The organism is Prevotella sp. KH2C16 (assembly GCF_900113305.1).
In the GTDB taxonomy this organism is placed as follows: Bacteria; Bacteroidota; Bacteroidia; order Bacteroidales; family Bacteroidaceae; genus Prevotella.
This window is the reverse complement of the sequence record NZ_FOOW01000006.1, coordinates 98,071-109,688: the sequence shown is the minus strand read 5'-3', so window position 1 is coordinate 109,688 and position 11,618 is coordinate 98,071. Positions and strand designations below refer to the sequence as shown.

The window sequence follows — 11,618 nt, the reverse complement described above, 5'->3', positions numbered from 1 at the left end:
TTATCTTAAGGTTGTAGATATGGATAAAAATATGGATGATATGAGTATCTGTAAATCTGGAAACTGCAAGTTATCAATATCTTATATGATAATGTTTTTAATAGAAATATGGATGGTTCTTCTTAAAATATGGATGAAAATGATAAAAAATATAGTGAATTTATAATTTATATATATTTTTTTATTACCTTTAAGTCGTTGAAATTAGAGTTTGGTATATGTGCGGAATTCGAGACATAGGCGGTGCTGACAGGCTGGTAATTCATAAGGTGATTAGCCTTTTATTAATAATTATGCCTTTTTCGGCATGTGCAGAAGACATTAGGTCTGTATATACAAAGCTGGATGAGGCCATTTCCAACACGGAAAAGTATAAAGCAGAGAAACAGAAGTCAATTGAGAAACAGAAGCTATTATTAAGGTTGGCAAGAAACGCGGATGGGCTTTACGAACATTCGATGGCATTATATTTGGAGTATCGGGTATTCCAGAATGATTTGGCACTGACATTTCTGTTTAACTGTATAGACTTGGCAAAGAAGATGAAAAGGTCGGATTTGGAGTCTTACTGCAATCTGCTTGTCGCTCATCAATATGTCGTCTCGGGCTATTTTACCAATGCAGAACAATATTTTGAGAATGTAAACCCAAGGTTATTTAAGGGCGAACAGCTCAATACCTATTATTACTATAAGAATCATTTGTACCGAGAGCTGGAGCAATATTGTTCGGACGAGGTATTGAGGCAAAGATACCGTGGTCTGGCACTCACATATCTTGACTCGGTTAATAGTACCTTGAAGCCCGAATACGAACTTTATTATCAGCGCCGTTGTATATCTCTGTTCTTCAAGCAAGAGTATGAAAAGGCTATGAGGATAAATGACGAGTGGATGAAGAATGTCAGGCCACGCACGCGCGGATACGCAAATATGGCTTATTACCGTTCAGAAATATATCGGATCAGGCACAAGCCGGAAAAGCAAAAGTATTGGCTGGCTTTAGGAGCTATATGTGAATTGGAATGCGCCATTAACAACCAGACATCACTTTGGAATCTTGCGCAGATCATGCAGAATGATGGGGATTTGAAACGAGCCTTTAACTATATAGATGTTTCCTGGCGCTGTATATCTTATTTCAGTCCCCACAAGCGTAGTTGGGTGGTAGTTCCGATTCTGACATCGATTAACGAGAACTATCGCGGAAGGCTAAACAACATGAATACCAATCTGTTATCTTTGTCCGTCATCGTAGGTTTTCTTTCCGTTTTCCTGTTGGTAGCGCTCTTTGTTGTCCTGAAAGACAGAAAGGTTATTACCAAGAGCAAGGTCGATGTGCAGCAGGCCTATGAGGCTCTTTCGGGGCTTAATGAAGAGTTGAAGCTTTTGAATGCGCGGCTTGTGGATAGCAACAGGGTAAAAGACGAGTATATCACATATTTCTTTCACATTTGCTTGAAGTATATAGAGAAGCTGGACAACTTCCGCATAAAAGTAAATAGGAATCTCAAGGCTAACCAAATAAAGTATACAATCCAGTTTACGGACTCTGAACAGTTGAAGGAAGACGAGATGAAAGGGCTTCTGAATCATTTTGATACCGTGTTCCTGCATCTCTTCCCTTCTTTTATAGTGGACTTCAACAAGCTGCTTCGCGATGATTGTAAGACCTTTCCTAAGGAAAGCGGTACGCTGAATACCCCGCTGCGGATATTCGCGTTGATTCGTCTGGGGATAACCGAAAGTTCTAATATAGCGGAATTCCTCGACTATTCGCCCAATTCTATTTATGCATATCGTGCTCGTATAAAGAACGGAGCTATAGGTAACAGGGTTGATTTTGAACGCCAAGTTATGGAAATCGGGCTCAAAGGGATTTGAAAATGGGATTATGATGAAGTATCTTATATGGCCTCAAATCTAAGATGTGCCATAAAAGTTTCCATGGAGAAAAATACTTATTATTAGGTATTGTTAATTCCCGCAAAAAGTTGTATATTTGCGTTGTGTAAGAGAAGATAAGGTCTCCATGGCTTTTTCACGACCATGAAGAACTGAAGACAGACCAAAACGATTAAGATATGAGAAGAAAGAACGACTGGGGCAGGATATGCCTGCTCGCTTTCCTGATACTGGCTCATGCCGCTGTGGCCGTAGCCCAGCAGAAGTACAGCCTGTCAGGGACGGTTTACGAGGTTTCCGAGGGGCGGCAGAGGCCTCTTGACTTCGCCACGATTTCGCTTCCTGACTATGGGCTGGCGGCTACGACGGCGGGCGGCGGGCGTTACACCATCAACAATGTGCCCGTGGGCAAGGTGAAGGTACGCGTCTCGTTCCTGGGCAAGGCGCAGCTAGACCGTGAGCTGAACATCAGCGGGAGCATGAAGAATCTGGACTTTGTCCTTCAGGACGAGGACTTCCGCCTGAAAGAGGTGGTGGTTACGGCACAGCAGAGTGCGGCCGGCAGGGCTACCTCGAGCAACATCTCACGGCAGGCTATGGACCACATGCAGGCCACGAACCTTGCCGACTTGATGGCTCTGACGCCCGGTGGCGTCAGCAAGAATCAGGATCTGAACTCGGCCAAGACGCTTAACATCCGGCAGGTGGATGGCGGGCGGGACACCGAGCTGAACTCGCTGGGCACGGCCATCATCCAGGACGGAGCCCCGATTTCCAACAACGCCAACCTGAGCTCGCTGAATCCCACGGTGGCCGGGGGAGCCGTTTCGCTGGCCGGAGGCAGCTCGCCCAACTCGGGATTCGATGTGCGTGCCATCTCCACGGAGAACATCGAGAATGTGGAGGTCGTACGCGGCATCCCATCGGTGGAGTATGGCGACCTCACCTCGGGTGCCGTCATCATCCACACCAAGGCCGGCCGCGAGCCCTTGCGCATCCGTGCCAAGGCCAACCCCAATGTCTATCAGGGCAGCGTGGGCGGCGGCTTCAGTCTCGGCAAGCGTGGCGGATCGCTCAACCTGAGTGCTGACTACGCCTACAACATCAAGAACCCGACGGAGAGCTACGACCATTATCAACGGCTCACGGCCAAGGTACTCTATTCCAACACTTTCTTCGGCAACAAGTTGCGTAGCAATACCTCGCTCGACTTCTTCTATGGAAAGGATGCCCGCGACCGCAATCCCGACGACGAGATTGAGCTTACCAGCCACCGGGGGCAGGATGTGGGGCTCCGCTTCAACACCAACGGCCTCTGGAACATAGGCCGCGGATGGCTGGAAAACCTGCGCTATGTGGTCTCGGCCAGCTACACCGCCAAGGATAGCTACAGCGAGACGGCCTACTCGTCGGCCAACGCGCCTTACTCCATGACCATGACCGACGGTGCCGTGCTCTCCAATGTGGCGGGCGAGCACCTCTTCACGGCCGGCGGCACGGAGATTACCCGCTTCGGAGAGGACGACGCTGGGCACTACGCCCTGTACCTGCCCTCGTCGTACCTGGGACGCTACGACATCGACAGCAGGGAAGTGAACTTCTATGCCAAGCTCACGGCCAACTTCTTCAAGCGCTTCGGGCGGGTGAATAACCGCATCCTGCTGGGCGTGGACTTCAAGACCGACGGCAACGAGGGCGACGGCAAGACCTACGACTCCCAGCGTCCGCCTTACCGCAACCTGCAGCAGAAGAACGCCGCCTTCCGTCCCCGTGCCTACAAGGACATCCCGTATATCAACCAGTTGGGAGCTTTCGTGGAGGACAACTTCAACTGGATGATCGGTGGCACCCATACGCTGAACCTGCAGGCAGGGTTGCGCTTCGACCATGTCTCGGTGGCTGGCAGCGTGCTCTCGCCGCGCCTCAACGCCTCGATTGACATCGTGCCCGAGGTGCTCGCCCTGCGTGGCGGCTTCGGCATTGCAGCCAAGATGCCCACCTTATTATATCTCTATCCCGAGAACGCTTACTTCGAATACATCAACCTGAACGAGCTCGCCAACGAGAACTTACCCGAGGCCGACCGCAGGTTTATTACTACCACGCGCATCTTCAATTCGCAGAACCGCGACCTGAAGATAGCCCGCAACTACAAGTCGGAGGTCGGACTTGACCTCCGTCTGGGCAAGGTGAGGGTAGGGCTCACGGGTTTCTTGGAGCGGCTGAAGAACGGCTATGCGCTGAACAAGACGCTGGCTACTTTCGTACCCGTTTCCTATGATGTCTACGGGCGCAACGCCGCGGGAGCCCTTGAGCTCACGGGCAGATACCCCGTGCTGTCTAGCTACTATACTCCCACCAATAACAACTTCGTCAATACCAAGGGCGTGGAGTTCGAGATTGATGTCGCCCGCATCGAGTCCATCCGCACTTCGTTCCAGTTGAGCGGCAGTTGGATGAGGAGCAGCCACTACTCCGAGGCCTACGATTTCTATGACAACACCCCCGAGGCACCCGCCGCCCGCAAGGACATCGCCGTCTACGACAAGCGCAAGGTGGACTATTACGACCAGCAGTTCGTTACCACCCTGCGCGCCACCCACAATATTCCGCGCATCGGATTCGTAGTAACCCTCACGGCACAGGCCATCTGGAATCAGTCTGACTGGGGCGTCTACCACAACGACTCCATCCCCACGGGCTACATCGCGCTGGCCGACGGACGGGTCAACTGGTTCACCCCGGGGCAGTACACCACGACCCAACAGCTGAGGGAGGCCGGCCTCGACTATCTCTTGGACACCTCGAGCAGCCGCTCTTACTCCATCAAGGAGTCGTTCAGCCCCTACTTCTGCTTCAACATCAATATTACGAAGGAAATCGGCGACCTGCTGCGCATGTCGTTCTTTGCGAACAACATGTTCCGTAGCCATCCCCGTCGGGAGAGCAGGCGCAGCCCCGGCGAGTTCTACAAGCTGAACAACCGCTTCTACTTTGGTATGGAGCTGGCCCTGAAGATATAACCAACATCAAGAATAGAAAGAATATGAGACAAAGAAAATATTATATAGCGGGATTGCTCACGGCATGCGTGCTGCTCCTTGCCGGTTGCGACGAGTGGCGCAGCGTGAGCGATTCCGAAAGGGTCGCCCCCCTTAAGGTGAAGGTGAACCTTGACATCCAGGTGGAGAACATAGCTTCGGCCTCGGGTCTGAAGGTGAAGCTCGACAACTATGAGGACGGCTATCACTATGTGAAGGAGTTTGACGGCGAGACGGTGAGCGTGGCCGATGTCGTACCCGGCATCTACACCGTGTCCGTATCCGGATCGGCTCTCGACGGCGAGGGCACAGAGTATTATGTGGCGGGCAATCAGGTGAACATCGCCCTGATGAACGGACAGACCGACATCACGATTACCGTACAGGGTCTGAAAGTGAGCCCGCTGGTCTTCAAGGAACTCTATTTCTCCGGTTCCAGGCCCCCTGTGGGTAACTCTTACTTCCGCGATCAGTTCTTCGAGGTGTATAACAACTCCTCCAAAATACAGTATCTCGACGGCATCTATTTCGGTAATCTCTACCCCGGCACGGCCACCAAGACCCTGCCCGTATGGCCCGAGGCCGACGGCATCGACTATGTGTATGCCGAGCGGGTATGGAAGTTTCCCGGCACGGGCACCGACTATCCGCTTCAGCCGGGAGAATCGGCGGTGGTGGCACAGTTCGCCGTCAACCACAAGTCTGACACCTATAATCCCAACTCGCCGGTAGACTGCTCTCACGCAGAGTTTGAATTCAACATGGACAATACGCAGTATCCCGATCAGAAGGCCACCGACATGCTGCATGTGTTCTATAACGGTTCGGCCGGCAAGGGCACTTTGAAGCAGTATCTGATGTCGGTCTTCGGTCCGGCCTACTGCATGTTCCAGGTGCCCAAGGGCGTGTCCTACGACCCCGTAAACGACCCCTCCATGCACACCACCGACCTGAGCAAGCCCAACAGTCGGACGCTCTATGCGAAGATACCCATCAAGTATGTGCTCGACGCCGTGGAGTGTGTACGCAACGAGGGGATGTCGTCGGGCAAGCGCGTGCGTGCCGTGCTCGACGCCGGCATTACCTGGGTGGGTGCCACTTATTGCGGGCAGGGCGTGGTGCGCAAGGTTAGCCTCGACGAGAACGGCGACACCCTGCGTCGCGACAACGGTGCCCTGATATTCCAGGATACTAACAATTCCACCGACGACTTCGAGCGGAATGTGATTCCGGTGCTGCACAGATATGGGGCGAGCACCCCCTCATGGAACGAAACTTACTAACAAGGAGGAAATGAAAGATGAAAAGCAACTATATAAATAAGGTGTTGGCAGCGGGCTTGCTGTTCTCGGCCTCTCTCTCGGCGGCCGCACAGGGATTTTCGCCCGCCGCCCTCGAGTGGCAGAAGGAGCGGCGCGTGTGGCTGCAGTCAGACAATGCCGCCGGTACGGCTTTCGATGATACGCGCAACTACTCGGATGTGCGGGTGGGCTATGATGCCGTGAGCGGCGACTACAAGCGCCCCCAGCAGGGCGAGCGGGTCAGGACGCTCGGCATAGGCAGCGAGGGCTTCATCAACCTGCGGAGCGTGTATGTGTGGGGCTCGTTCGACTTCCGCCACGAAAACCTGGACGACGCACAGTACAACGCCTCGATAACGGATCCCTTCCGCGGAATGCCCTTCTATGTGGCCGACACCCATCAGAGCAAGTGGCGCGACCAGTTCTACGATTTGGCGTTCCGCGTGAGCACGCCGCTCTGCTGGAACCGCCTCACCTTCGGTCTGTCGGGAGCCTACAAGGCTTCGCTGGCCGCCAAGCAGCGCGACCCCCGTGTAGACAGCCGCTTCTACAACCTGCGGCTGAGCCCGGGCGTTACCTATTCCTTCGGCCCTGCCAGCCGTGTAGGTCTGGATGTCTATTATTCCTCGCTGAAAGAGGACGCTCAGATGAGCAACGAGAACACCTATGTCTCTCAGGATTATTACATCCTCTATGGTCTCGGAGCGGCCTCCCACGGCTTGGGAGACGGCGTTACGCTCAACTATTTCGGCAATCTCTGGGGCTTAGGGCTGCAGTATCAGTATGCGCAAGGCCCGTGGAATGTGCTCCTCGAGGCTGCCTACGACAAGAAGATTGAGAATGTGGAGCAGAGCTTCACATCACCCAAGAAGCTGGGAGCCGTCGACGACAAACATGTCAGCCTCAAGGCTACTGCCTTCTACAAGGGCGAAGCCCTCACGCATGAGCTGAAGGCCGGCTGGGACTACCGCCACATTGACGGCACGCAGTATCTGATGAAACGCGACAACACGGAAAGCCATTCCGGCTGGGTGGAGCTTACCCATCTCGTGAGGTCGGTATATCAAGTGCGGTCGGCCTCTCTCGCCTACGGCATTGTCAAGCCCTCGGGCGACGAATACGACTGGCGTGCCGACGCACGGATAGCCTATGTGGGCTACGCCGGCGAGTATATCCTCCCCAAGTCGGCGAAGGACTTCAAGTCGCTGGCCGTCCAGGCCGATGTCAAGAAGAACTTCAAGCTCGGAACGGCCATGCAGCGCCGGCTGCTGGCGGCCGTAGGCGGAGGCTTCCGCAACGGCATGAGCGGTAGCTATGAGTATGGCGGCGCCAATGCCGACTATCCCACCGCTGCCTCCATGGAGCCGCTTGACGAGGCCTATCTCGTAAGCGACAGTTGGAACGCGGGCGCCTCGCTCACTTACTCGCAGCTGGTGAAGTCTGGCAAGAAGATGAACATCTACGCACGGGTGGGCTTCAGCTATACGAAGCCGAGCGGCGACCTGTTCGACAAACGACAGCAGCTCTCGTTCACGGCTGGGTGCAATTTCTGAGGTCTTAACCTCATTATTTACGGTCATTCAATATTTAAGAAAACATTATGAATAGAAAGAAAAAAATCCTGTCCCTCGTGCTAATGCTCCTCGTGAGCCTCGGCATGGCGGCGCAGACCATCACGAAGCCGTCGGTGAAAACGCCCACCAGCTTCGCCATCTTCGTCGACCAGGTGAGTTACGACCATGCGAAGGCCGCCGTCGATGCCTATCGGCAGAGTGTGGAGGCCGATGGTCTGGGTACTTATCTGGTAGTTGGCAACTTCAAGTCGCCCGAGTCCATCCGCGAATTGCTCGTGAAATATCACGCCGACAGGAAGCAGCCTCTCGAGGGATGCGTCTTCGTGGGCGATATCCCAATCCCCATGATTCGTGACGCACAGTACCTCACCTCGGCCTTCAAGATGAACCAGAAGGCCGACTGGAAGGAGTCGAGCGTGGCCAGCGACCGCTTCTACGACGATTTCTCATTACGTTTCGACTTCATCCGGCAGGATGCCGACCGACCGCTCTACTTCTATTATTCGCTCCGGCCGGACTCCAAGACCTTCCTCTCGCCAGACATCTACTCCGGCCGCATCAAGCCTACCGAGACCGAGGGCACGGACAAATACCGCCTCCTGAGCGACTATCTGATGAAGGTGGTGCGCGAGAAGCAGGACTCGGGCAATGTGCTCGACCACCTCTCCATGGCTCGCGGCCACGGCTATAATTCGCAGGACAAGCTCGCCTGGGCGGGCGAACAGCTGGCCCTGCGCGAGCAGATGCCGCGCCTATTCAGGCCGGGAGGCACGGTGAAGTTCTTCGACTACGACGATGTCTTCCCCATGAAGAATATCTTCCTCAATGAAGTGCAGGACCCTGCGCTCGATGTGATGCTCTTCCATCACCACGGAGCTCCCGACACAGAGTACATCAACGGCTATCCTGAGACCTCATCCGTTGCCGGGAGCATAGAGAACATCAAGCTCTATCTGCGCAGCAAGTTGCCGTCGAGAGCCCGCAAGGTGGGCCGTGAGCAGGCCATCAAGGAGTATTCGGAGTATCTGGGCGTGTCGAGGGAGTGGTGCGAGGAAGCCTTCGATTCCCTCAAGCTCGTGCAGGACTCGCTGTTCAACGAGGCACTCGACATTCATACCTACGATGTGCGCAAGCTCCGCCCTGGAGCCCGCTTCATCCTCTTTGATGCGTGTTTCAACGGCTCGTTCCACCAGAAAGACTATCTCGCCGGCTCCTACATCTTCGCCCCGGGACACACGGTGGCTGTTGTCGCCGGCACGGTGAACGCCCTGCAGGACAAGTGGCCCGATGAGTTTGTCGGACTGCTGGCCGCCGGCATGCGCGTAGGACAGCTGAACCGCTTCACCGGTTATCTGGAAAGCCATGTCATCGGCGATCCCACCTTTCACTTCAAGGGCGACGGCTCGCTCTCCTTTGACATCAACCAGGCCCTGACGCTGCATGACCGCGACGCGGCCTTCTGGCGCAAGCAGCTTTCCGCCACGCTGCCCGATGTACAAGCTATGGCCTTGCGCCAGCTGCTCTATGCCGGCGAGAAGGGGCTGCCGGAACTGCTCCACCGCACCTATCTGGGTTCCGATAACTTCGTCGTGCGTATGGAGGCCGTGAAGCTCCTGTCGCTGAACTTCCCTGAGCAGGCCGTCTCCACGCTCCAGATGAGCCTCAACGACAGCTACGAGCTGGTGCGGCGCCTCTCCGGCGAATATGTGGAGCGCATCGCCGATCCGGCACTCATCCCGGCCTTTGTCGCTACTTTCCTGAACCGCGGACACGAGCGGAGACTCAGCTTCCGGCTCTCCGGGGCCACGATGGCTTTTGACTCCGGTGCGTTGCAGCGTGAGCTCGACCGCCAGCTTGAGGGGCGTATCGTCTACGGCGACACGGTTCTCAATGAGATTCGCCTGTCTGTGCGTAGCGGCCAAGCGCGCATGGACGGCGACCTGAAGGAGCTTGCCGTGCCCGGACAGAAGCTGGGTGTCTACCGTAACGACATCTATGCCTACCGCAACCATCCCACGCCGCTCATGGCCGACGAGTTTCTGCGCATTGCGGCCGACGAGTCGCGCCCTGTGGAGGTGCGCCTCTATGCCGTACAGACTCTGGGCTGGTATGACCTCTGCTACCGCCGCGCCGACATCGCCCGGTCGCTGCGGCAGATCAAGACAACCGACAAAGGGCTTGACGCAGAGTTGCGCCGTGCCATCCATAGGTTGGGACAAAACAGGTAAAATGCCGTTATAAGGTTTACAAAATCGGCGATTTTGATGGACAATTTCGCCGATTTTGTCGTTCAATTTCGCCGATTTTGTCGCGCTGGCAGCCGTCAGGAGGGCGAGGAGGAGATGCCGCCGCATTTCCTTGCGGCGGTTGCTTGTATTCCGGATAATTTTCGTAACTTAGCCGCCAGATTATTCACGACACGACAGAATCCGTATGGCAACACTCAGAATCGCAATCATCGGAGGGGGCGCAGCAGGCTTCTTTGCCGCCGTCAGGGCAAAGGAACTGAGGCCCGACGCCGAGGTTATCGTCTACGAGAAGAACGCCCGGCCGCTCGCCAAGGTGGCGATAACGGGGGGCGGGAGATGCAACTTGACCAATTCTTTCGGGCGGGTCAGCGACCTGAAGCAGGTCTATCCGCGCGGATACAGGCTTATGAAGCGACTTCTCTGCCACTTCGACCACTTCGACTGCCAGTCATGGTTCGAGCATCGGGGCGTGCCTCTCGTTACGCAAGCCGACGAATGCGTATTCCCGCAGTCGCAGGATGCCATGACCATCGTCGGCTGTCTGCTCGCCGAGGCGCGTCGGCTCGGAGTGAGGCTCGTTACCTCCTGCCGTGTGGAAGGACTCACGCCGCTGGCCGACGGACGGCTGCGGCTGGGTTTCCGGGACGGCCGCTCGGAGGAGTTCGACCGCGTAGCCGTTACCACGGGCGGGTCGCCGCGAGGCGAGGGACTGCGCTGGCTGGCGGCTTTGGGGCATGAGATTGCGGAGCCCGTGCCGTCGCTCTTTACTTTCAACATTGCCGACCGGCAGTTTACCAGACTGATGGGAACGGTGGTGGAGGCGGCCGTCTCGATTCCCGGGAGCAAGTTTCGTGCCGCCGGTCCGCTGCTCATCACCCATTGGGGCATGAGCGGTCCGGCCGTGCTCAAGCTCTCTTCCCATGCCGCGCGCTATCTTGCGGAGCGGGAATACAGGGCTCAGGTGGCGGTAAACTGGATGGGGGAGGTATCCCGTCAGGAAACGGAGGCCACGCTGCAGGCGTTCGTCCTTGCCAATCCGCAGAAGCAGACGGGCACATGGAATCCGCACGGATTGCCATCGAGGCTTTGGCATTACTTGGTTCTGCGCAGCGGTCTGGCGTCCGAAAAGCGGTGGGTCGAGGTGGGCAAGAAGGGCTTGAACCACCTTGTGGAGACGCTTGTGAACGATGTCTATGCCGTAAGCGGCAAGGGCGCCTACAAGGAGGAGTTTGTTACCTGCGGGGGCATTGCGCTCTCGGCCGTCGACTGGAATACCCTCGAAAGCAGGGTGGTGCCCTGTCTTTACTTTGCCGGCGAGGTGCTTGACATCGATGCCGTTACGGGCGGCTTCAACCTTCAGGCGGCATGGACGACGGGCTTCGTCGCCGGGACGCATATGGCCGACTGACCGGCTACTCCCTTTCATAGGGGCTTGCCGCTGCAGGCAGAGACTCCTGTTCGGCCGGATCGTGGTGTTCAGCATGGCTGCAATTCAGTAGTCGGATCTTTTCCTTTTCTTTCTGGAATAAAAAAGCAGCAACCCCGGGGG

6 protein-coding genes are annotated in these 11,618 nt (G+C 55.6%); all 6 read left to right on the top strand.

Annotation, left to right across the window (positions count from 1 at the left end):
- Positions 1–458: 458 nt before the first annotated feature.
- The 6 genes from BM114_RS06130 to BM114_RS06105 all read left to right on the top strand — a co-directional run bounded on the left by BM114_RS06130 (position 459) and on the right by BM114_RS06105 (position 11,477).
- Positions 459–1,883, top strand: coding sequence for a DUF6377 domain-containing protein (locus tag BM114_RS06130; RefSeq protein WP_255406443.1), 1,425 nt, complete (start codon positions 459–461; stop codon positions 1,881–1,883).
- Positions 1,884–2,083: 200 nt separating this feature from the next.
- Positions 2,084–4,927 (top strand): TonB-dependent receptor, encoded by a 2,844-nt coding sequence (locus BM114_RS06125; RefSeq protein WP_092111471.1) that lies wholly within the window; start codon positions 2,084–2,086, stop codon positions 4,925–4,927.
- A 23-nt stretch (positions 4,928–4,950) separates the two neighbouring features.
- Positions 4,951–6,228, top strand: coding sequence for a DUF4876 domain-containing protein (locus BM114_RS06120; RefSeq protein ID WP_092111468.1), 1,278 nt, complete (start codon positions 4,951–4,953; stop codon positions 6,226–6,228).
- Positions 6,229–6,245: 17 nt separating this feature from the next.
- On the top strand, positions 6,246–7,799 hold the full coding sequence (locus BM114_RS06115; RefSeq protein ID WP_092111466.1) for a DUF6850 family outer membrane beta-barrel protein: 1,554 nt from the start codon (positions 6,246–6,248) through the stop codon (positions 7,797–7,799).
- Positions 7,800–7,846: 47 nt separating this feature from the next.
- Positions 7,847–10,048, top strand: a complete 2,202-nt coding sequence (locus tag BM114_RS06110) for a HEAT repeat domain-containing protein (RefSeq protein WP_255406442.1) — start codon at positions 7,847–7,849, stop codon at positions 10,046–10,048.
- A gap of 205 nt (positions 10,049–10,253) precedes the next feature.
- The gene (locus BM114_RS06105; protein ID WP_092111464.1) at positions 10,254–11,477 is read left to right on the top strand and encodes an aminoacetone oxidase family FAD-binding enzyme; all 1,224 of its coding nucleotides are present in this window, start codon (positions 10,254–10,256) and stop codon (positions 11,475–11,477) included.
- Positions 11,478–11,618: the final 141 nt, after the last annotated feature.